This window comes from Vibrio xiamenensis, from assembly GCF_900100015.1.
Classification (GTDB): Bacteria; Pseudomonadota; Gammaproteobacteria; order Enterobacterales; family Vibrionaceae; genus Vibrio; species Vibrio xiamenensis.
This window is the reverse complement of the sequence record NZ_FNDD01000024.1, coordinates 38,912-60,996: the sequence shown is the minus strand read 5'-3', so window position 1 is coordinate 60,996 and position 22,085 is coordinate 38,912. Positions and strand designations below refer to the sequence as shown.

Genomic DNA, 22,085 nt, shown 5'->3' with positions numbered 1-22,085 from the left:
CTGGTCAAAGAACCGTTAGCATATCATTTGTGCTGACCAGTGAGTAGTCAGAGGGCTTGCTAGGGTACGCTAAAACCGTACAGCGCAATACCAACTCGGAAAAGCCCTACGTCACCGTGTTAATAAAACTGTAATTAAATTACGGAATAGTCTGGAATTGAGTGCGTAATATTATTTTATGTGATTCGGGTCACTTTTATTGTTGTAATTAAATTTCTTGGTGGTATATTTATAACCAGCTTCTAGTAAAGCAAAACAACTGCTCATTGGATGAGCCCGATTTGTCGCCTCCAGGGAACTGAGACCTGTTATTAACATGTGTTAACAGAGAAAGGTGATAGTTATGAAAGGTTTATCAAGTGCAGAGTTTTGGGTTAGTCGTTCAGTCTATACCAGCAACTTTGCATACCCAACAAGTTTTGGTTACTAAGACCGACCAATACTTGTTACTCGAACAGTTTGTTCACCCCTATAATTGGAATTTTACTACAGCATTACCAAGCTGACATAATTCTGCCGCCACTCAAATTGAGTGGCGTTTTTTTATTTTACGCCTTTCAAATCGACAAAATTGCATAATATTTTGTCGCACGCCAATTGCCCATGCTAACTCGATTTTTATGCTTGTTATTTCATACTATATCGCGCTTATTCGGCATATTCTAGCTAACAAAATCGTCTGACTGATTAAAAAATACCCATCAAAAGTATGAGTTAGGTTTCTATTTATACCGCTGAATAATAACGTTTTATTCTGATTTTGTTATTTTATTACTGTTCAACTGGTCAGTCTGTTTCTAGGAAAAATGGATTAGAGTCTTAATTCTATCTGGAATTTAGTATTTGTTAACTTTATAATCGCCGCCAATCGTTTACGCAACCGTTTACTCTTTACCTTTATAGGATTTAATTATGCTCGAAAAGCTGTTTAAGCTCAGTGAACATAAAACTACTGTTAAAACTGAGATTATTGCCGGCATCACCACTTTCCTGACGATGGCTTACATCATTTTTGTAAACCCTTCTATTTTGTCAGCGACAGGTATGGATGAAGGCTCTGTATTTGTGGCCACCTGTTTGGCGGCAGCTGTTGGCTGTTTCATCATGGGTGTGGTGGCGAATTATCCAATTGCACAAGCGCCGGGCATGGGCTTAAACGCCTTCTTTACCTATTCTGTTGTTCTCGGTATGGGGTATACATGGCAAGTTGCTTTGGCAGCCGTATTTGTTTCTGGTGTGTTATTCATTCTGCTGAGTCTATTTAAGATTCGTGAATGGATCATCAACTCAATCCCGATGTCATTAAGAACTGGTATCTCTGCAGGTATTGGTCTGTTTTTGGCATTCATCGCGCTGCAAAATGCACAAATCGTTGTTGATAACCCAGCAACACTGGTTTCGGTTGGTGACTTTACATCTCTGCCAACCATTCTGGCTGCTGTAGGTTTCTTCCTGACTATCGCGTTGGTTTACCGTGGTGTAACGGGGGCGGTAATGATCGCGATCTTGGCGACAACGGTTCTAGGTATTATTTTTGGTGATGTGCAATGGCACGGCGTTATGTCAATGCCACCAAGCATGGCTCCAACCTTCCTTAAACTGGATTTCTCACACATCTTTGAAGTCGGCATGATTTCAGTAGTCTTTGCGTTCCTGTTTGTCGATCTATTCGATACTGCAGGTACGTTAGTGGGTGTGGCACAAAAAGCGGACCTTATCGGTGAAGATGGTAAGATTCCTCGTTTGAACAAAGCACTACTTGCAGACTCTACCGCGACTTCTATTGGCGCTCTACTTGGTACTTCTAACACCACTTCTTATGTAGAAAGTACCGCTGGTGTTGCTGCTGGTGGCCGTACAGGTTTAACTGCCGTTGTAGTTGGCATTTTGTTCCTACTTGCCCTGTTTTTCTCGCCATTAGCTGGTATGATCCCGGCATATGCAACTGCAGGTGCGCTATTCTACGTAGCCATTCTGATGCTTTCAGGATTGGTTAACATCGATTGGCATGATCTGACTGAAGCGGCACCTGTTGTTGTAACTTGCTTACTAATGCCGTTGACTTACTCGATTGCAGAAGGGATCGTGCTTGGCTTTATCTCTTATACTGCAATTAAGGTATTAAGTGGTAAAGGTCGCGAAATCTCAGCAAGTGTTTGGGTGATGTCTGCTATTTTTGTAGCGAAACTAATTTTCGCGTAAGCGCTCAAAGAGCTTGGCGTCGCTGCGTCGCCAAGCTGAAAATGTTTTGAATTAGGTTAATACAATGAGCAATAAATTCGTTATTACTTGGGACAATATGCAGACTTACTGTCGTCAGCTTGCTGAGAAGCAAATGCCAGCTGAACAGTGGAAAGGAATTCTTGGTGTAAGTCGCGGTGGTTTGGTTCCGGCAGCTATTCTTGCCCGTGAACTTGGCATTCGTTTTGTCGATACCGTTTGTATTTCAAGCTACGATCATGATCATCAACGTGACATGAACGTTTTAAAAGCACCAGAGCATGATGGTGAAGGTTTCTTAGTGGTCGATGATTTGGTCGACAGTGGCGATACCGCGCGTAAAATTCGCGAAATGTATCCAAAAGCTAAGTTCGTTACTGTATGTGCAAAGCCTGCCGGTCGTGAGTTAGTTGACGAGTATATTGTTGATATCGCTCAAGACACTTGGATTGAACAGCCATGGGATATGACCGTTCAGTTCGTTGAACCGGTAAACCGCAAACGCAAATAATTCAATCAAGCGTTTTCAAAAGCTTAGTTTTTTAAAAATGACCCTGTATCGGGTCATTTTTTTTATTACTATAAAGTCATTCTTCATCCCTCTAAGGCCAACAAATGTCAGACCCAATCAGCAAAAATCTTTCCGAGACACTGTTTGTGAAACACAAACAAGCGAAAGAAACGTCCGCACTCACCCAATACATGCCAAGTAGCATGGCCGCATTGGAGAAAAAGCAGGCGGAGGAAGGGCGACATTGGTATCGAAATGTAAGACGGCTGCAATGGGCATGGCAAGGCATTGACCCTATTGAGCAAGAAGATGTACTTGCCAAGATTGCGTCTTCACAACACTCCCGCACTCATGATCAATTACTCGATACCGTAATGGGTTACCACAGTGGTAACTGGGCGTATGAGTGGACCAAGTTGGGTATGGAGCACCAAAGAAAAGCCGATGATTTGCAAGATGAGGAGGCCGCTGACGAGCTATTTACCGCCTCGCTGTGCTTTAGTATCGCAGGCTACCCACATCTGAAAAACGATAACTTGGCGATTCAAGCGCAATCTTTGGCTAATAATGCTTATGCTCAAGCGGCCAAAAAGACTAAGTATGTGATTAAGCAAATTGAAGTGCCGTACAAAAATAAAAAAATCATTGCCAATTTGCATCTGGTCAACACTGACAAACCTAAGCCCGTGGTGATCGTCAGTGCAGGATTGGATAGCTTGCAAACCGATATGTGGCGTTTGTTTCGCGATCACTTAGCGTCTCGCGATATTGCAATGCTCACCGTCGATATGCCAGCGTTAGGCCATAGCAATCATTGGCCGCTGGGCGAAGATACTTCATGCCTGCACCAAGCCGTGCTGAATGAATTACCTAAACTACCTTGGGTGGACCACCATCGCGTCGGTTTAGTCGGTTTTCGGTTTGGTGGTAACGCCATGGTTCGGCTGTCTTTTCTTGAGCAAGAGAAAATCAAAGCGTGTGTATCGCTAGGTGCGCCGATTCATGATGTATTGTCATCGCCAAACAAGCTCAAGCAGATGAGTAAGATGTATCTCGACATTTTGGCCAATCGCTTAAACAAGAATGTGGTGGATATCGATAGCCTAGCAGGTCAGTTGGTTGCTTGGTCTTTGAAAGTGCAGGGCTTTTTATCTGGGCGTCGCACCAAAGTGCCGATTTTATCATTGAGTCTTGAAGGTGACGCGATATCTCCTTATTCAGACAATCAACTTGTTGCATTGTTTAGTGAGCACGGTCAAGCAAAGAAAATCAGTTCTCAATCGATTACAAAAGGATATGAGCAATCCCTCGATTTAGCGATAAAGTGGCTAGAGGACGAGCTATTTAGATGACAAATCTCCTAAATTAGTCAAGAGTGATATATAGAAGGTGTGAATAACTTTCTGATAAATAATAATAATTGTCATTCTTAACATTCGAAATGGAGAGTCAATATGTCAGAGATAATCAAACCGCCCACTCATTATCGCTTGTTATCAACATTGCGTGCGATTGGGCCTTATCTGCGTGAGGCTCAATGCCAGGAAGGGTTCTATCTATTTGATTGCTTGTCCGTGTGTGTGAATGATAAAAAATCACCGGAAGAGCGAGAGTTCTGGGGCTGGTGGTTGGAACTAGAGCAACAAGGGACACACTGTATCGCCAAATATCATATCGGCTTGTACAACGATGTCGGGGATTGGGAACCCTGCGATATTTCGGCAAAAGCGTTAAAAGAGGTCAAACGGACTCAAGAAGCGTTTCACAACAAGCTTGTACAGACACTACAAGAAAAGTTTGAAACGAGTGTTGGACTTCATCAGGATTCATTTGAATTTGTTTAATTTTGGTTAGTGAATCTTGTCGATAATGAAAAAGGTGCGTTTACGCACCTTTTCTTCTTGTTAATTCCTCGTTTGATTGATAAAACATCAGCTCTTACCCATCTATTATTTCAATATTGTTATCTCGAACATGAATCAAAAAAGCGGAAAAAACTCACAGTCGCAAATCGTGGTTGTGAAGTTAGGAACCAGTGTGTTAACCGGTGGGACTTTGGCTCTGAATAAAGCTCATATGGTTGAGCTTGCACGCCAATGTGCTGTGTTACAAAAATTAGGCCACTCTGTGGTGTTAGTCTCGTCAGGCGCGATTGCAGCTGGGCGAGAGCACTTAGGTTACCCCGCATTGCCCAATTCCGTTGCCAGTAAGCAGTTACTTGCCGCTGTTGGTCAAAGCCAGTTGATTCAAGTTTGGGAGTCGCTGTTTGCGATTTACGGCATCAAAATTGGTCAAATGCTATTAACTCGTGCAGACCTTGAAGATCGCGAGCGCTTTTTGAATGCGCGCGACAGCATCAATGCGTTGGTCGACAACGACATCATTCCTGTTGTGAATGAAAATGATGCCGTAGCGACTAATGAAATCAAAGTCGGTGACAATGATAATTTATCGGCTTTGGTGGGCATTTTATGTGGCGCGGATAAGCTGCTGCTTTTAACTGACCAAAAAGGTCTGTTTACTGCCGATCCACGCAAAGACCCGAATGCCGAACTGATCAAAGAAGTCACCACCATTGACGACACTTTACGACAAATTGCTGGCGGCAGCGGTACGACATTAGGTACCGGTGGTATGGCGACTAAACTGCAAGCGGCAGACATCGCGCGCCGAGCGGGTATTGAAGTGATGATTGCTGCAGGCAGCGCGCCAAATGTGATTGTTGATGCCTTGAGTGATACGCCAAATGGCACCAAATTTCTGCCGTGTACCGAGGCTCTTGAAAATCGTAAACGCTGGATTTTAGCGGGCCCTTCGGCATCAGGAGATCTTGTTATCGATGCTGGCGCGGTTAAAGCGGTGGTGGCAAAAGGCAGCAGTTTACTGGCTAAAGGCGTATTGGAGACTCGCGGCAAGTTCGCTCGTGGTGAGGTTGTGCGTGTCTGTGACTCTGACGGTCATTTGATTGCACGCGGCATTTCTGCTTATTCCAGCCATGATCTGGGAAAAATTATTGGTAAACACAGTAAAGATATTCAAGCGATTTTGGGCTACGACTACGGCTCAGAAGTGATTCACCGCGACGATATGGTCGTCATCCAAGAATAATAACGATAAAAGAGGGAAGGATTGTGGATTTAACAACCATGGGCAAAGCGGCCAAACAAGCGGCTTTTACTCTTGCTACTGCATCAACCAGACAGAAAAATTTAGCGCTATCACTGATTGCCGATGAGTTAGAAGCCAATGCGGCAGATATATTGGACGCCAACAAAAAAGACATCGAACTGGGGCGCCAAGCAGGGCTCAGTGAAGCATTGCTTGATCGTCTGCTACTGAATGAGTCTCGCCTTGCGGCGATCGCTGGCGATGTGCGTAATGTGATCAGTCTTAACGACCCAGTTGGCAGTGAAATCGATCATAAAGTACTGGAAAACGGTATGTCTTTGGCGCGTCGCCGAGTACCACTTGGCGTGGTTGGTGTGATTTACGAAGCGCGTCCTAACGTGACCATTGATATCGCGGCACTGTGTTTGAAAACCGGCAATGCCAGTATTTTACGCGGCGGTAAAGAGACCTTTTATTCCAATATGGAACTGGTCAAAGTGATTCAAAATGCACTGGCGAAAGCCGATTTGCCAGCCGCCTGCGTTCAGTACATTGAAAAGCCCGATCGTGAACTTGTTAGCCAACTACTCAAGCTCGATGAGTACGTCGATATGATCATTCCGCGCGGTGGCGCGGGTTTGCATAAAATGTGCAAAGAAAACAGCACCATTCCTGTAATCATCGGTGGTTTTGGGATTAGCCATATTTTTGTCGACCAAAGTGCAGATCTCGCTAAGTCTGTCGATGTGGTTGAGAACGCCAAAACTCAGCGTCCTTCGGCATGTAACTCATTGGATACGCTATTAGTCCATCAAGATGTAGCGGCAGAGTTTCTGCCACTGCTGGTTGAGCGCCTCAATGACAAGGTGAGCTTTGTGGCCGCCGATAACGCCATGGAATATTTGGCTCAGGCTAAGCAGCTGCAACAAGCGAAAGCCGGGGATTTTGATACTGAGTGGCTAAGTTATACGTTGGGCGTCAAAGTGGTGGCAGGCATTGACCAAGCGCTTGAGCACATGCAAGTACACAACGCTAGCCATTCCGATGCGATCATGACTAACGATCTACTCAGTGCGGAGCGTTTTATTAACTCGGTGGGTTCTGCCGCTGTGTATGTTAATGCATCGACGCGTTTTACCGATGGCGCACAATTTGGTTTGGGGGCGGAAGTTGCGGTATCGACGCAAAAACTTCATGCGCGCGGCCCGATGGGGCTTGAAGAATTAACCAGTTATAAATGGGTTGGTAAAGCGGATTACTTGTCGCGTAGTTAACAAAAACATCGCATGATTGAGCGAAAAAGGGGCGAATAGCCCCTTTTTCTTTTCTTCGCATTCTCAATTCCGGTAAACTAGTTGCGCCTTGTGAAAACAGGCTTTTGCATCATGTGGAGGTGATATGCATTGTCCTTTTTGTTCTGAAAATGATACCAAAGTGATCGACTCACGCTTGGTCGCTGACGGTCATCAAGTACGCCGTAGGCGTCAATGTTTGGCGTGTAATGAACGTTTTACCACGTTTGAAACCGCAGAGTTGGTGATGCCAAAAGTCATTAAGTCGAATGGCAATCGCGAACCGTTTGATGAAGATAAAATGGCTGGCGGTATTCAGCGCGCGCTAGAAAAACGCCCGGTCAGCGCCGATGCCATCGAACTGGCTATCAGTATGATCAAATCGCAGCTACGAGCCACGGGTGAACGTGAAGTGCCGAGTAAAATGATTGGTAACTTGGTGATGGACCAGCTTAAAGAGTTGGACAAAGTTGCCTACATTCGTTTTGCTTCGGTTTACCGCAGTTTTGAAGATATTCGTGAGTTTGGCGAAGAGATTGCCAAGCTTGAAGATTAGTTAAGGATTGAGCGCTTTCGATGGCAACACGCTTTGATTTTGAAATGATGGCTTACGCGCTGAAACTGGCGAACAAGGGCCGTTTCACTACTGCGCCAAACCCCAATGTGGGGTGTGTGATTGTTCAAGGTAATCAAATCGTCGGTGAAGGTTATCATTTTCGCGCTGGAGAGCCTCATGCTGAAGTTCATGCGCTTAGAATGGCGGGTGAAAACGCGCAAGGTGCCACTGCGTATGTCACTCTTGAACCTTGCTCTCATTATGGCCGAACCCCACCGTGCGCCAAAGGCTTAATCGATGCCAAGGTCGCCAAAGTTGTGTGTGCGATGCAAGATCCGAATCCACAAGTCGCAGGTAAAGGTATTCAAATGCTGCGAGAGGCGGGTATCGAAGTAGAAGTTGGCGTTCTAGAGCCGCAGGCATATCAGCTAAATCGCGGTTTTTTCAAACGTATGGCAAGTGGAATGCCATTTGTTCAGCTTAAGATGGCCGCCAGTTTGGATGGGCAAACCGCGCTCGCGAATGGCAAAAGCCAGTGGATCACCTCCCCACAGGCTCGACAAGATGTGCAGCAATTTCGCGCTCAAAGCGGTGCGATTCTTTCAACGCAGAAAACCGTCATTGACGATAACGCCTCGCTCAGCGTACGTTGGAACGAGCTGCCAAAGAGCATTCAAAGTGAATATTCTGAATCTGACTTGCGCCAACCGCTGCGGGTAATTCTCGACCGCCGCGGCCTGCTGACCCCTGAGCTCAAGCTGTTTCATTCCGATGGTGATATTCTCCAAGTTGGTTGCCAAGGTCAGCTTGAAGCGCCAATCGATGCTAACGGCCAAGTGTGTTTGCCAACATTGTTTGCCACGCTGGCTAAACAGCATAACCTGCAACATATTTGGGTTGAAGCCGGAGCCACTTTGGCCAGCAGTTTGCTCAAGCAGGGGTTAGTGGATGAATTGGTGCTATATTTGGCGCCAAAACTGATGGGAAGTGATGGTAAAGGGCTGTTTTCTCATTTAGGCTTTACCCAGATGGACCAAGTTCCACAACTCGACATTCAAGATGTTCGCCAAGTCGGGCCGGACATTCGTATTATCGCCACTATTAAACACGCGTAGAATCACTATGTTTACAGGAATTATTGAAGCCGTAGGGCACTTAAAAGCCATTACCGCGAAAGGTGAAGACATCACCATTACTGTTGACGCCAGCAATCTCGATATGTCTGACGTGCAGCTTGGCGATAGCATCGCGACAAACGGCGTGTGCCTAACCGTTATCGAATTTAACGATAGCAGCTACAGCGCTGATTTGTCGTTAGAAACCATGAACAAGACGGGGTTTACTCACTACAAAGTTGGCGATGCGGTTAATCTAGAAAAAGCCATGCTGCCGACCACACGTTTTGGGGGCCATATTGTGTCTGGACACGTTGACGGTGTCGGCGAAATTGTCGAGCGCAACCACGTTGGACGTGCGATTGAATTTTGGGTTGCGATGCCCACTGAGATCAGCAAATACGTTGCGGAAAAAGGCTCGATTACGGTCGATGGTATCAGTCTCACCGTGAATGATTTACGTAAAAATGCGTTTAAGTTGACGATTGTGCCTCACACCTCTCAAGAGACCACCATTGACCATTTTCAGGTTGGTCGCAAAGTCAATTTAGAAGTCGATGTTCTAGCTCGCTATATGGAGCATTTGCTTGATTCACGCCGCGAGGAATCGACGCCACAATCGCGTTTGACGATGGAATTCTTACAACAAAATGGCTTTGCTTAATTAGCTCACTGCATTGATGTCATTTTGATTTTCCAAGCATAGGAAACTTAGTATGCCAATTAGTACGCCGAAAGAGATTATTGAAGATATTCGCCAAGGAAAAATGGTCATTCTGATGGATGACGAAGATCGTGAAAACGAAGGCGATTTGATCATGGCGGCGGAGTGCGTTACTCCTGAAGCCATCAACTTTATGGCCACTCATGGCCGCGGGCTTATTTGCCTGACCATGACCAAAGAGCGTTGTGAGCGTCTTGGTTTGCCGCCGATGGTGCAAGATAACAACGCCCAGTACACGACCAATTTCACCGTTTCTATTGAAGCGGCGGAAGGGGTCACGACGGGCATTTCTGCTGCTGATCGCGCTCGCACAGTTCAAGCTGCAGTTGCCAAAGACGCCAAAGCGTCTGACTTGGTTCAGCCAGGGCACATTTTTCCACTTGCCGCCCAAGATGGCGGAGTATTAACTCGCGCCGGTCACACAGAAGCTGGCTGCGATTTAGCGCGTTTAGCGGGGCTTGAGCCTGCAGGCGTGATCGTTGAAATTCTCAATGCAGATGGCACCATGGCGCGTCGTTCAGACTTAGAAATTTTTTCTGAGCAGCACAATGTCAAACTCGGCACCATTGCCGATTTAATTGAGTACCGTAACAATACCGAAACCACCATTGAGCGCGTTGCAGAATGTAAGTTGCCGACTGAGTTTGGTGAATTCAACTTAGTGACTTATCGCGATGTGATCGATAACCAGATCCACTACGCGATGTGCAAAGGTGACCTGCAAACCCAAACTGCGCCGCTCGTGCGTGTTCATCTGCAAGATACTTTTACCGATTTATTGCGTAGTGACCGCAACGCTGAGCGTAGCTGGACTTTAGAAAAAGCCATGCGACGTATTGGTGATGAAGGTGGTGTATTAGTGGTACTGGGCAATGAAGAGTCGACCGAGTTATTGATTCACCGCGTGAAAATGTTCCAAGCTCAAGATAAAGGTGAAGCGCCAACACTGGCGAAAAAACAAGGCACTTCACGCCGAGTTGGGGTTGGCTCGCAGATTCTTGCGGATCTTGGTATTAGCGACATGCGTTTATTGTCGTCAACCAACAAGAAATACCATGCCCTTGGTGGCTTTGGTCTTAATGTCGTAGAGTACGTCTGCGAATAATCGAAAGGAAGCGTTGCGCTTCCTTTTCCATTTCTAAATCGCCGATGTATACGCCTTGTAGATTGGCAAATACCATTAGATATTGCTCACAAATTTGTGCTAGAATCCGGCGATTCTCACTTGATGAACATAGTTAAAGGAAAGCTTATGAAAGTGATCGAGGGTGGCTTCCCAGCGCCAAACGCAAAATTTGCTATCGTTATTTCTCGTTTCAACAGTTTTATTAACGAAAGTCTATTGTCTGGTGCAATCGATACTTTAAAGCGTCACGGTCAAGTCAGTGACGACAATATCACTGTGGTTCGTTGTCCTGGTGCAGTTGAATTGCCACTTGTTGCGCAACGTGTCGCAAAAACGGGCAAATTTGATGCTATCGTTTCTTTGGGTAGCGTAATCCGTGGTGGTACACCACACTTTGATTATGTTTGTAGTGAAATGAATAAAGGTCTAGCGCAAGTGTCTTTGGAATTTAGCATTCCAGTTGCATTTGGTGTTTTGACCGTAGATACCATAGATCAAGCTATCGAGCGCGCAGGAACCAAGGCTGGTAATAAAGGCGCAGAGGCTGCACTAAGCGCACTCGAAATGGTTAATGTTCTTTCAGAAATTGATTCCTAATGGGGGCCAGTGTGAAACCAGCCGCACGTCGTAATGCACGTCGATTCGCTTTACAAGCGATCTATTCTTGGCAAATTACTAAAGAAAATGTTGCCACAATTGAAGAGCAGTTCTTATCTGGTGGTAAGTACGATGAAGAAGAGAACCATGCTTCTGAACCGGCGTTATCAGAGCCAGAGACTGACGTTGCATACTTCCGTGATCTGTTAACCGGCGTGGTGCTTAGTCACACTCAGCTTGACAGCAAAATTCGTCCATACACTTCACGTCCAATGCAAGACTTAGACATGATGGAGTTGGCGTTGTTGCGCTTAGCCATGTATGAAATGACGCGTCGCGAAGATGTCCCTTACAAAGTGGTCATCAACGAAGCGATTGAACTTGCTAAAGTTTTTGCCGCTGAAGAGAGCCATAAGTTTGTTAACGGTGTTCTCGATAAAGCCGCACCTCATGTGCGTAAGAAGTAAGCTTATTTCGATGAAAAAGGTCAGCAATTGCTGGCCTTTTTTGTGATAATACTTTTTAACTAGCGAGTAACCTTACTCACTCTTAATTTACCTTTTCAGGCCTATAATCTGTTTATTTTAGGACTCAACAATGTCCAGTGAATTCAACCTGATTGAAAAGTATTTTGTTGGCCGTCAGGCTCAGCGTAAAGATGTTGTGCTTGCCGCCGGTGATGACTGTGCAATCGTGACTTCTCCCGCCAATGTTTCTATTGCGATTACTACGGACACATTAGTGTGTGGCACGCATTTTTTAGCCAGCGCCGATCCTGCTTGGGTTGCGCATAAAGCACTGGCTGCCAATATCAGTGATTTAGCCGCGATGGGCGCAACGCCAAGTTGGGCTTCATTGGCTTTAACGTTACCTGATGTCGACGAAGCTTGGCTTGAAGCCTTCAGCGACGCCTTTTTCCAACTGTCAGATTATTTCGGTATTCAGTTAATTGGTGGTGACACCACCAAAGGTCCATTGAGTATTACCCTGACGGTGCAAGGCACTATTCCTGAGGGAAAAGCACTTACGCGTAGTGGTGCTAAAGTTGGCGATTGGATTTATGTGACGGGCCAACTTGGCGATAGCAAGGCAGGGCTTGATGTGATTTTAGAGGCGCACAATCGCACCAAACCTTTTGCCGAAGTACTAGAGCAGCGCCATTATCGCTCGACGCCGCGAGTATTGGCTGGGCAAGCTTTGCTCGGAATCGCCAATTCCGCAATAGATATTTCTGATGGTTTAGTTGCTGATCTGCAACATATTTTGAAGCGCTCCAACGTCGGAGCGAACATTGATGTTGCTTTACTGCCTATCTCTCAAGAGTTAATTCAATTTGTTGGTGGCACAACTCAAGCGCTGCAATACGCATTAACCAGCGGTGAAGAGTACGAGCTGTGTTTTACGGTACCAGAAGAGAACAAAGGAACCATCGAGAGCGCACTTGCGCATTGCGGCGTAAAGGTCACTTGTATTGGCCAAATTCGTCCGACAGGCGTATTTGAACTCGATTATCAAGGACAACCCATCGATTGGGATCTAGAAGGCTTTGACCATTTCAAAGCGAAATAGCCGATTCAAAACGACATCACTAATTTAAAGCGAAATCACTAACTGAAAGCGTAGTAACTATGAATTTTTCGACTTCGGAAAACCCAAAACAGCGACTCAAACTGAGTAACCCGTGGCATCTACTGGCTACCGGCTTTGGCAGCGGTTTGTCGCCAGTGGTGCCTGGCACGATGGGGACGTTAGCCGCGGTGCCATTTTATTATCTGCTCGCTAGCCTGCCATTTGTGCTCTATTTGCTGGTGGTGTTTGTTGCCTCGATTGTGGGGATTACGATTTGCCAGAAAACCTCAGATGATATGAAAGTGCACGATCACGGCTCAATCGTTTGGGATGAATTTGCGGGCTATTGGTTGACGATGCTTTGTGTCCCTTTGCTGCAAGTACCGCTTAATGATTGGCGTTGGCCATTGGCAGGTTTTGTGATCTTTCGCTTCTTCGATATGCTAAAGCCTTGGCCAATCAGCTGGTTTGACAAAAACGTTCACGGTGGCTTCGGCATCATGGTCGACGATATTGTCGCTGGGATTGTATCTGGAATCGTGCTGTATGGCGTGGGTGTTTACTTTTGGATTTAAGTAACAACCTATTGAACTATAAATATGAAAGGCTCCCTAGGGAGCCTTTTTACACATAAACTTATTTGAGTTTTTCAAGATCCGCTTCGATCTCGGCGATCTTATTCGACACCACGTTTTCAAGGTGGCTTAAATCGGCTAAGATTTTTTGTTTGATGTCCGCATCTGAGAGTTGCTCAGGTTTGGTTATCTTGTTTAGCTCATCAATGATCAAGGTTAAACTACGACTGATCTCGGTGATCTCACGGTATTGATTGCTCCCACCGTCAACCAGCACATTTTTGATTTGTCGTGGAAATTTAAATTTGACACTTTTGGCAAACAACTCCCCTTTCTGTTTCAGGAAGTAAACTTTCAACACGTCCTTATGTGCTTCTTGGCGCAGACTATAACGCTCAATTTGTTGCGGATCTTGAATCCCAAGAGCCGTGAGGTGTGGAAACATAGGCGACCTCGTCGTTGAGTGATTAAACAATCTTCAATAACCTTACTTTAGCAGCCTATATTCCCACTAGATAGCTGATTTTACGTGCGACACGGGAAGTTTGTGGACAAGATCCCGCTTAATTCGGTTCCAGTTCCGCGACGTTATCGATCAACAGTTCACGCAAGCGATTTTGTTGCTGCTCATCAAGTTTAAGTCCTTGATCATTCGTAATAATAAATAAGTCTTCTGCGCGTTCGCCCATAGTGGTGATTTTGGCGCCGTGAAGATGAATACCAAGATCAGCAAAGGTACCACCCACAGTGGCTAACAGCCCCGGAGTATCAAGCGCGACAAATTCGAGCAGCGAATGTTTTTTACTTTTGGTCGGTAAGAAATCCACTTGAGTTCGTACTTTAAAGTGTTTCAACTGGCGAGGCATTCGACGCGTGCGTAGCTCTTTTGAGTGACCTTTTTTCAGTGCCGCTTGCAGCTGCTTAATCAACAGTTCATGGCGGCTCGGTTCAATAAAATCACCTTGTTGGTCAAGGACTAAGAATGTATCGAGGACGAAGCCATCTTTACTGGTCATAACTTGGGCGTCATGGACGTTGAAGTTGCGACGGTCAAGCTCGGCAACCACAGTGGTAAAGAGTGCATGTTGGTCGGGGCAGTAAACGAAAACTTCTGTGCCGCCTCGCGTCGCTTTTTTACTTACCAGAATCAGAGGTTCCTCTGCGGTGCCGTGACTAAGAATATGACTGCAATGCCAAGCGATTTGCTTGTGCGTATGACGTAGGAAGTAATCCGCTTTGAGGCGTTTCCACAAACGTTCAATATCATGCAGCTGAAAACCTTCTTTGCGCAGCAGTGCAGACGCCATTTGCTGGTTGTGGCGAATGCGATCTCGTACATCGACTGGGTTTTCAAGCCCGCGGCGCAGAGCGCGCTGCGTCGAATAGTAAAGCTCAGCCAACAAAGTCCGCTTCCAACTGTTCCACAGTTCAGGGTTGGTTGCGCAGATATCAGCAACGGTTAAGCATACGAGGTAATCGAGATATTCTTCATCACGCACTTGCTGGGCAAATTCAGTGATCACTTCTTGGTCATAGATGTCGCGGCGCTGAGCGGTCACGGACATCAACAAGTGATGGCGCACCAACCACGACACCAATTTGGCTTCTGGTTTTGACAAGCCATGTTCGATACAAAAATCATAACCTTCTTCTGCGCCGATTTCCGAGTGGTCGCCACCGCGACCTTTGCCGATGTCATGGAAAATAGCCGCTAGTATCAGAAGCTCTTTTTTCTGCATTTTGGGGTAGATTTCGCAGCAAATCGGGTGCTTTTCATGGTTGCTTTCGTAGCCAAACATGTTGATATGTTTGAGCAGGCGCATGCTGTGCTCATCCACGGTGTAAACATGGAACAGGTCAAACTGCATTTGGCCGACAATTTGGCTCCATTGCGGAAGATAAGCAGCCAATACGCCGAGATTGTGCATCAAACCAAACGCGCGATTGAGCGCATTAGGGTGGCGGCATAGCGCCATAAATTTTTCGCGCGCAGCAGGAATGGTGTGCAGGAATTTGTTCAGGCGTCGGCGCGCAGTGCGCAGCTGACGCAGCGTTGCTGGCGAAACGCCTTCAATGCTGGAGTCATTAGCGATATGCAAAAACATATCGAGAATCGTTTCTGGTCTTGCTTGGAACAGGGCAGGTTTGCGCGCCTCAATCAAATGGCCGCGACGCAAAAAGTCTTCGCTCAGTAGTTCTGGTTCTTCTTCAACATGGTTATCCAAAATGGCTTGGTCAAACAATTTGATCAGCATTTTGTTGAGTTCAGCAACGCGGCGCAAAGTGCGGTAGAACTCTTTCATCATCATTTCAACGCCGCGATTGCCTTCACCGACAAAGCCTAAATGCTCTGCCACTTTGGCTTGGTGTTCAAAGGTGAGGCGGTTGTCGTAGCGTTTGAGCTCAATGTGCAGAGCAAAACGTACTCGCCAAAGAAAGTCCTGGCACTCACCCAGTTCACGATATTCGGCATCGGTCAAAAATCCAAAGCGGCTCATTTCAAACAGCGACGTCGCGCCAAAATGGCGGCGAGCTATCCAACTTAGGGTGTGAATGTCGCGAAGCCCCCCTGGGGTAGATTTGATGTCCGGTTCGAGGTTGTATGTGGTGTCATGATAGCGGGCATGACGCTCGACTTGCTCTTGTACTTTGGCCTTATAGAAGGTTTCGCTGGGCCAAAAGGATTCAGAATGGATCTGCAGCTTAAGTTGATGAAAAGTCTCTTCGCAGCCACACAGCAAACGCGCTTCTTGTAAATTGGTTGCGACGGTTAAGTCTTCGCGACCGATTTCAGCGCACTGTTTAACGGTGCGTACGGCATGGCCCACTTCCAAACGCAGATCCCACAGCAGCGTTAAAAACTCGCTGATTTTTGCCGCGACAGCTTCAGACAGGGTATTACGCGACACCACTAAAATGTCGATGTCTGACAACGGGTGCAGTTCGCTGCGTCCGTATCCGCCGACCGCGACCAAACTTAAGTAGGGCAGCTGATTAAACTCGAAGTGATCCCATAATCGATTGAGCAGCATATCGATGTATTCTGAGCGGCCATAAACCAGGTCCGTCACAGAATGATGGTTGAGAAATGCGTGTTTTTGATAGTTCGCAAACTGTTCAAGTTGGGATTTCAACTCACTGACAGTAAGTTGTTGCTGTGAAAAAGTTAAAGGTGCTTGATATGGCATAATACGACTGTCGTCCATGCGTTTACTTCCGTTGTAATGCAGTGGCTCTCACTCTAGCAAATTGGTTGAGATAAAAAAATATCCCCGCAAGCGGGGATATTAAAATCGTTAAGCGTTGTTCATAAAGCGTGGAATGCTTTCTTCGCTGCGTAAGGTCAGCACTTCGCAGCCGTCTTTGGTCACCACAATGGTGTGCTCATACTGAGCGGAATTTTTACCGTCACCGGTGTAAACCGTCCAATCGTCCTGAGCATCAACCGTGACACCAAATTTACCCGCGTTGATCATCGGCTCAATGGTGAAAATCATGCCTTCTTTGAGGACGCGGCGATCGGCGTTGCGATAGTGTACGACTTGCGGTTCATCGTGGAATTCCGCGCCGATACCGTGACCACAGAAATCTTTCACGATAGAGAATTTGTGGCGAGGGTTTTTCTTATTGTTCTCTTTGATGTATTTCTCGATAGCCGTGCCGATATCACCCACGGTTGAACCTGGCTTCACGGTACGCATGCCGACGTAAAGTGCTTCTTGAGTCACCATACATAGGCGTTTGTCTGCTGGAGAAACATCGCCAACCAAGAACATTTTTGAGGTATCGCCGTGATAACCTTCAGGGCGCACGCTTAAATCTGCATCGGGATCGTTAGGTACGATAACGGTGATGTCGAGGTTAACGATGTCGCCGCTTTTAAGTACGGCAGGTTTGATTTGACCATTGCTGCCCACCTCGTCTTGTGACGCTGGAATGCCGTGGCAAACGATGTGGTTGATCGAGGTACAAATCGACTTTGGAAAACCATGGTAATCAAGTGGCGCTGAATACGCGCCTTTTTCTAGGGCGTAATCATGGCAGATCTGATTGAGCTCTTCGGTGGTGACACCTTCTTTAATATAAGGTTCGATCATCTCAAGAATTTCGGCGGCAAGTGCACAAGCAATGCGCATGCGTTCGATTTCTTCTGCAGTCTTAATTTTGATGGACATATGGCTTTCTCTACTAATTCTATTACACAGGCTTGGTGTGATTGCGCGCATTCTATCAGGAAGCGATGAGAATGTGTATTTGTCTTGTTTTTAACAAGTCAGTTAAATCGACGGCTTAGCGGGTTAATATTGGCTAAGGTTGGACTGAAGGCGCAAACTTTTTCTAGCCAGTTCTAGTGAAAATATGATATAAAGCGCGCCGGAACTTTGGTCCGTTTTTCTTCCGTAAGGGCGATGCGGCTCAATTCCAACGAACTTATTCTTTAAATCACACACATTCCGACACATGTTCCGGGGTGCCCGTCTGATAGGCAGGGTCGGATTCATGGGGAATGTGGAGGCCTAACCCCATAGAGGATTTTAAAATGGCAACTGTATCAATGCGCGATATGCTGAAAGCTGGTGTTCACTTCGGTCACCAAACTCGTTACTGGAACCCAAAAATGAAACCATTCATCTTTGGCGCTCGTAACCGCGTTCACATCATCAACCTAGAAAAAACTGTACCTATGTTCAATGACGCTCTAGCTGAGCTTCACAAAATTGGCGACAAAAAAGGTAAAGTTCTTTTCGTAGGTACTAAACGCGCTGCATCTGAAGCTGTTAAAGAAGCTGCTATCGCTAGCAACCAATACTACGTAAACAACCGTTGGTTGGGTGGTATGCTGACTAACTACAAAACTGTACGTCAGTCTATCAAGCGTCTTAAAGATCTTGAAGCTCAATCTCAAGACGGTACTTTTGATAAACTAACTAAGAAAGAAGCTCTAATGCGTACTCGCGAAATGGAGAAGCTAGAGAAATCTCTTGGTGGTATCAAAGATATGGGCGGTCTACCTGACGCTCTATTCGTTATCGACGCTGATCACGAGCACATCGCGATCAAAGAAGCGAACAACCTAGGTATCCCAGTTTTCGCTGTGGTAGATACTAACTCTAACCCAGACGGCGTTGACTACATCATCCCAGGTAACGACGATGCGATCCGTGCAGTACAGCTTTACCTAAACGCTGCTGCATCTGCAGTAACTGAAGGTCGTAACAACGACGTAGCAGAAATTGCTGAAAAAGACGGTTTCGTAGAAGCTGAATAATAGCGGCTCTGTGTCAAACTTAGTCTGTGTGAAACCGAGTTGTAGCATAAACTAAGTATAGTTAGCATCAGGGGCCGATAATGTAGGCCCCTGATTTTTACCCCGTACAGAATAAACTGAGGAATAGAGAATGGCTGTTACTGCTGCTCTAGTAAAAGAACTGCGCGAACGTACTGGCGCAGGTATGATGGAATGTAAGAAAGCGCTTGTTGAAACTGACGGCGATATCGAACTTGCAATCGAAAACATGCGTAAATCAGGTGCTGCTAAAGCTGCTAAAAAAGCAGGTAACGTAGCGGCTGAAGGCGCAATCATCATCAAAGACGCTGACGGTGTTGCAGTTCTTCTTGAAGTAAACTGCCAAACTGACTTCGTAGCAAAAGACGCTAACTTCACTGCATTCGCAGACCAAGTTGCTGATGCTGCTCTAGCTTCTAAAGCATCTGTTGAAGAGCTACAAGCTCAATTCGAAGAAACTCGCGTTGCTCTAGTTGCGAAAATCGGTGAAAACGTGACTATCCGTCGCGTATCTTACGTTTCTGGTACTGCACTGGCTTCTTACCGTCACGGTGAGAAAATCGGTGTTGTTGTTGCTGGTGAAGGCGACGCAGAGACTCTAAAACACGTTGCAATGCACGTTGCGGCTTCTAAACCTGAATACGTAAACCCAACTGACGTACCAGCTGACGTTGTGGCTAAAGAGCGTGAAGTTCAAGTTGAAATCGCTATGAACGAAGGTAAGCCAAAAGAGATCGCTGAGAAGATGGTTGAAGGCCGTATGAAGAAATTCACTGGCGAAATCTCTCTAACTGGTCAAGCGTTCGTAATGGAGCCAAAGAAATCTGTTGGCGAAATCCTTAAAGAACGTGGTGCATCTGTAGTGAACTTCGTTCGCCTAGAAGTAGGTGAAGGCATCGAGAAAGGCGAAGCAATGAGCTTTGCTGAAGAAGTTGCAGCAGCGCAAAAAGGTTAATCCCTAACGGCGTTGTATAACAATTAGACCGTGGCAATCGCTACGGTCTTTTTGTGAATACAAACAAATAAAATTGATAATTGTGATCAATGATGGCTCATTTCCTGCTTGTCGATTGCACTAATGAGACACAAAAGGCGTTAGAGTCTAAGCCATCATTTATGACTGTTAATAAACAATTCACTTTGGAAGGTAAGCTCCATGACTACGAACCCTAAACCAGCGTATCAACGTATTCTGTTAAAACTGAGTGGCGAAGCGCTGCAAGGCAATGAAGGTTTTGGTATTGACCCAGCAGTTCTAGACCGCATGGCTCAAGAAGTAAAAGAATTGGTTGAATTGGGTGTTCAAGTTGGGGTTGTTATCGGTGGTGGTAACTTGTTCCGCGGCGCTGGTCTAGCTGAAGCGGGTATGAACCGCGTAGTGGGTGACCACATGGGCATGCTAGCAACAGTAATGAATGGCCTAGCAATGCGTGATGCTCTGCACCGTGCATATGTAAACGCTCGCGTAATGTCTGCGATTCCACTACAAGGTGTATGTGATGATTACAATTGGGCGGATGCGATTCGCGAATTGCGTCAAGGCCGCGTGGTTATTTTCTCTGCAGGTACGGGTAACCCATTCTTTACTACCGATTCTGCTGCATGTTTGCGCGGTATTGAAATCGAAGCTGACGTGGTTCTGAAAGCGACCAAAGTCGATGGCGTATTTAGTGCAGACCCGGTAGCCAATCCAGACGCAGAGCTGTATGATAAGCTCTCTTACAATGCAGTTCTTGAAAAAGAGCTCAAAGTGATGGATTTAGCGGCATTTACATTGGCTCGTGACCATAAAATGCCAATCCGCGTATTTAATATGAATAAACCAGGCGCACTACGTCGCGTGGTAATGGGTGAAATCGAAGGAACTTTGATCAGCACTGCTGAGTAAGGTTTTTTACTTGCCGCAATACAGATGCACGTGTTGCGGTAAGCTTCCCATGACACCCATCTAGGCCTGAGCCTAAAAATAATCATACATTAAGGTGATATTGTGATTAACGAAATTAAAAAAAGTGCTCAAGAGCGCATGGATAAAAGTGTAGAAGCACTAAAAAATAACCTTTCAAAAGTTCGTACAGGCCGTGCACACCCAAGCCTACTTTCTGGCATCAACGTTGAATACTACGGCGCACCAACTCCACTAAACCAAGTAGCTAACGTGGTTGCAGAAGATGCTCGTACTCTTGCTATCACCGTATTTGATAAAGAGCTTACTCAGAAAGTGGAAAAAGCCATCATGCAATCTGATTTGGGTCTAAACCCAATGTCTGCAGGCACTATCATTCGCGTACCACTTCCACCGCTAACAGAAGAACGTCGTAAAGACCTAGTAAAAATCGTTCGTGGTGAAGCTGAAGGCGGTCGTGTTGCGATCCGTAATATTCGCCGTGATTCAAACAGCGAATTGAAATCTCTTCTGAAAGACAAAGAAATTTCTGAAGATGAAGATCGTAAAGCGCAAGACGAAATCCAAAAAATCACTGATGCAGCGATTAAAAAAGTGGATGAAGCTCTAGCGTCTAAAGAAAAAGAGTTGATGGAAGTTTAATATTTCATACACTCCATCAATATGAAAAACGCTGTGCTCGCAGTCCAGCGTTTTTTTATGCTACGCTTTGTCCCTTGCTGTTATCCAGACTAACCTCTTATGCCAAACTCACAACTCTCACCTGAACAATTACCACAACACATCGCGATCATTATGGACGGCAATGGCCGTTGGGCAAAAGCTCGGGGAAAGCCAAGGGTTTTCGGTCATAAAAACGGGGTTAGTGCGGTAAGAAAAACCATCTCTTCTTCAGCAAAGTTGGGAATTAAAGCCGTGACACTGTTTGCGTTTAGCAGTGAAAATTGGCGCCGCCCAGAAGACGAAGTGGGCATTTTGATGGAGCTCTTTATTTCAGTGCTTTCAACGGAAGTGAAGAAACTGCACAAAAATAATTTAAGGCTGCGTATTATTGGCGACACATCTCGCTTTAGCCGACGTTTACAAGAAAAAATCGCGCACGCCGAAGAGATGACGGCGAGTAATACTGGCATGGTCATCAATATCGCGGCAAACTATGGCGGTAAATGGGACATTACTCAAGCTGCTAAGCGCGTTGCTGAAGACGTTAAGCGTGGTCAAATCGCGCCAGAAGACATTGAAGAGAGTACCATTGCTCAATATTTAACAATGTCGGATCTACCGGAAGTTGATTTATTAATTCGTACCAGTGGTGAGTGCCGAATCAGCAACTTTATGTTGTGGCAAATGGCCTATGCGGAGATGTATTTCACCCCGATATTTTGGCCTGAATTTGATGAGGCAAGCTTGATTGAGGCGGTCACTTGGTATGTCAATCGCGAACGACGATTTGGCTGCACGGGTGAGCAAATCAAAGCGCTAATGGAAGATTAAACAAG

The 22,085-nt window shown here is 45.9% G+C and carries 23 protein-coding genes; 20 read left to right on the top strand and 3 right to left on the bottom strand.

The annotated features are described in order from the left end of the window. Nucleotides 1-343 precede the first annotated feature (343 nt). The 15 genes from vcdP to pgpA all read left to right on the top strand — a co-directional run bounded on the left by vcdP (nucleotide 344) and on the right by pgpA (nucleotide 13,393). Nucleotides 344-430, top strand: a complete 87-nt coding sequence (vcdP, locus tag BLS03_RS26280) for a small protein VcdP (protein ID WP_483887707.1) — start codon at nucleotides 344-346, stop codon at nucleotides 428-430. A gap of 482 nt (nucleotides 431-912) precedes the next feature. Next, nucleotides 913-2,202, top strand: coding sequence for an NCS2 family permease (locus BLS03_RS17540; protein WP_093276920.1), 1,290 nt, complete (start codon nucleotides 913-915; stop codon nucleotides 2,200-2,202). Between the two features lie 64 nt (nucleotides 2,203-2,266). Further along, on the top strand, nucleotides 2,267-2,731 hold the full coding sequence (gpt, locus tag BLS03_RS17535) for a xanthine phosphoribosyltransferase (protein WP_093276918.1): 465 nt from the start codon (nucleotides 2,267-2,269) through the stop codon (nucleotides 2,729-2,731). A gap of 104 nt (nucleotides 2,732-2,835) precedes the next feature. Next, a complete protein-coding gene (frsA, locus tag BLS03_RS17530) occupies nucleotides 2,836-4,083 on the top strand; it encodes an esterase FrsA (RefSeq protein WP_093276916.1) in 1,248 nt (415 codons plus the stop codon). 102 nt (nucleotides 4,084-4,185) lie between these two features. Further along, nucleotides 4,186-4,575, top strand: a complete 390-nt coding sequence (gene crl, locus BLS03_RS17525) for a sigma factor-binding protein Crl (protein WP_093276913.1) — start codon at nucleotides 4,186-4,188, stop codon at nucleotides 4,573-4,575. Between the two features lie 130 nt (nucleotides 4,576-4,705). Continuing rightward, nucleotides 4,706-5,839 (top strand): glutamate 5-kinase, encoded by a 1,134-nt coding sequence (gene proB, locus BLS03_RS17520; protein ID WP_093276911.1) that lies wholly within the window; start codon nucleotides 4,706-4,708, stop codon nucleotides 5,837-5,839. A 23-nt stretch (nucleotides 5,840-5,862) separates the two neighbouring features. Further along, nucleotides 5,863-7,113: a glutamate-5-semialdehyde dehydrogenase gene (locus BLS03_RS17515; protein ID WP_093276909.1), complete on the top strand. Its 1,251-nt coding sequence runs from the start codon at nucleotides 5,863-5,865 to the stop codon at nucleotides 7,111-7,113. 124 nt (nucleotides 7,114-7,237) lie between these two features. Then, nucleotides 7,238-7,687, top strand: a complete 450-nt coding sequence (nrdR, locus tag BLS03_RS17510) for a transcriptional regulator NrdR (RefSeq protein WP_093276906.1) — start codon at nucleotides 7,238-7,240, stop codon at nucleotides 7,685-7,687. 20 nt (nucleotides 7,688-7,707) lie between these two features. Then, complete coding sequence (gene ribD / locus BLS03_RS17505) at nucleotides 7,708-8,802, top strand: bifunctional diaminohydroxyphosphoribosylaminopyrimidine deaminase/5-amino-6-(5-phosphoribosylamino)uracil reductase RibD (protein ID WP_093276905.1); 1,095 nt, start codon at nucleotides 7,708-7,710, stop codon at nucleotides 8,800-8,802. A 7-nt stretch (nucleotides 8,803-8,809) separates the two neighbouring features. Then, nucleotides 8,810-9,466: a riboflavin synthase gene (locus tag BLS03_RS17500; protein WP_093276902.1), complete on the top strand. Its 657-nt coding sequence runs from the start codon at nucleotides 8,810-8,812 to the stop codon at nucleotides 9,464-9,466. 52 nt (nucleotides 9,467-9,518) lie between these two features. After that, entirely contained in the window at nucleotides 9,519-10,631 is a 1,113-nt protein-coding gene (gene ribBA / locus BLS03_RS17495) for a bifunctional 3,4-dihydroxy-2-butanone-4-phosphate synthase/GTP cyclohydrolase II (RefSeq protein WP_093276900.1), read from the top strand. Nucleotides 10,632-10,778: 147 nt separating this feature from the next. Then, nucleotides 10,779-11,249, top strand: a complete 471-nt coding sequence (gene ribH, locus BLS03_RS17490) for a 6,7-dimethyl-8-ribityllumazine synthase (protein ID WP_093276899.1) — start codon at nucleotides 10,779-10,781, stop codon at nucleotides 11,247-11,249. After that, nucleotides 11,249-11,716 (top strand): transcription antitermination factor NusB, encoded by a 468-nt coding sequence (nusB, locus tag BLS03_RS17485; protein WP_093276897.1) that lies wholly within the window; start codon nucleotides 11,249-11,251, stop codon nucleotides 11,714-11,716. Before ribH ends, nusB begins: the two co-directional genes overlap by 1 nt. A gap of 130 nt (nucleotides 11,717-11,846) precedes the next feature. After that, nucleotides 11,847-12,818 carry a thiamine-phosphate kinase gene (gene thiL / locus BLS03_RS17480; protein WP_093276895.1) on the top strand — a complete coding sequence of 324 codons (972 nt, stop codon included), beginning with the start codon at nucleotides 11,847-11,849 and terminating at the stop codon, nucleotides 12,816-12,818. A 59-nt stretch (nucleotides 12,819-12,877) separates the two neighbouring features. Further along, on the top strand, nucleotides 12,878-13,393 hold the full coding sequence (gene pgpA, locus BLS03_RS17475; RefSeq protein WP_093276894.1) for a phosphatidylglycerophosphatase A: 516 nt from the start codon (nucleotides 12,878-12,880) through the stop codon (nucleotides 13,391-13,393). A 61-nt stretch (nucleotides 13,394-13,454) separates the two neighbouring features. Here pgpA and BLS03_RS17470 read toward each other — a convergent pair whose 3' ends face one another. The 3 genes from BLS03_RS17470 to map all read right to left on the bottom strand — a co-directional run bounded on the left by BLS03_RS17470 (nucleotide 13,455) and on the right by map (nucleotide 17,568). Continuing rightward, nucleotides 13,455-13,838, bottom strand: coding sequence for a DUF3461 family protein (locus BLS03_RS17470; protein WP_093276891.1), 384 nt, complete (start codon nucleotides 13,836-13,838; stop codon nucleotides 13,455-13,457). 118 nt (nucleotides 13,839-13,956) lie between these two features. Further along, a complete protein-coding gene (gene glnD, locus BLS03_RS17465) occupies nucleotides 13,957-16,581 on the bottom strand; it encodes a bifunctional uridylyltransferase/uridylyl-removing protein GlnD (RefSeq protein WP_093276997.1) in 2,625 nt (874 codons plus the stop codon). Between the two features lie 108 nt (nucleotides 16,582-16,689). Beyond that, on the bottom strand, nucleotides 16,690-17,568 hold the full coding sequence (map, locus tag BLS03_RS17460; protein ID WP_093276890.1) for a type I methionyl aminopeptidase: 879 nt from the start codon (nucleotides 17,566-17,568) through the stop codon (nucleotides 16,690-16,692). A gap of 365 nt (nucleotides 17,569-17,933) precedes the next feature. Here map and rpsB point away from each other — a divergent pair, with 365 nt between their 5' ends. The 5 genes from rpsB (at nucleotide 17,934) to BLS03_RS17435 (ending at nucleotide 22,080) form a co-directional block, all read left to right on the top strand. Then, nucleotides 17,934-18,662: a 30S ribosomal protein S2 gene (gene rpsB / locus BLS03_RS17455; protein WP_093276889.1), complete on the top strand. Its 729-nt coding sequence runs from the start codon at nucleotides 17,934-17,936 to the stop codon at nucleotides 18,660-18,662. Nucleotides 18,663-18,792: 130 nt separating this feature from the next. Beyond that, complete coding sequence (tsf, locus tag BLS03_RS17450) at nucleotides 18,793-19,635, top strand: translation elongation factor Ts (protein WP_093276887.1); 843 nt, start codon at nucleotides 18,793-18,795, stop codon at nucleotides 19,633-19,635. 201 nt (nucleotides 19,636-19,836) lie between these two features. Next, nucleotides 19,837-20,568, top strand: a complete 732-nt coding sequence (gene pyrH / locus BLS03_RS17445; RefSeq protein ID WP_093276886.1) for a UMP kinase — start codon at nucleotides 19,837-19,839, stop codon at nucleotides 20,566-20,568. A gap of 102 nt (nucleotides 20,569-20,670) precedes the next feature. After that, nucleotides 20,671-21,228 (top strand): ribosome recycling factor, encoded by a 558-nt coding sequence (gene frr, locus BLS03_RS17440; protein ID WP_093276884.1) that lies wholly within the window; start codon nucleotides 20,671-20,673, stop codon nucleotides 21,226-21,228. Between the two features lie 99 nt (nucleotides 21,229-21,327). Beyond that, the gene (locus tag BLS03_RS17435) at nucleotides 21,328-22,080 is read left to right on the top strand and encodes an undecaprenyl pyrophosphate synthase (RefSeq protein ID WP_093276881.1); all 753 of its coding nucleotides are present in this window, start codon (nucleotides 21,328-21,330) and stop codon (nucleotides 22,078-22,080) included. Nucleotides 22,081-22,085 lie beyond the last annotated feature (5 nt).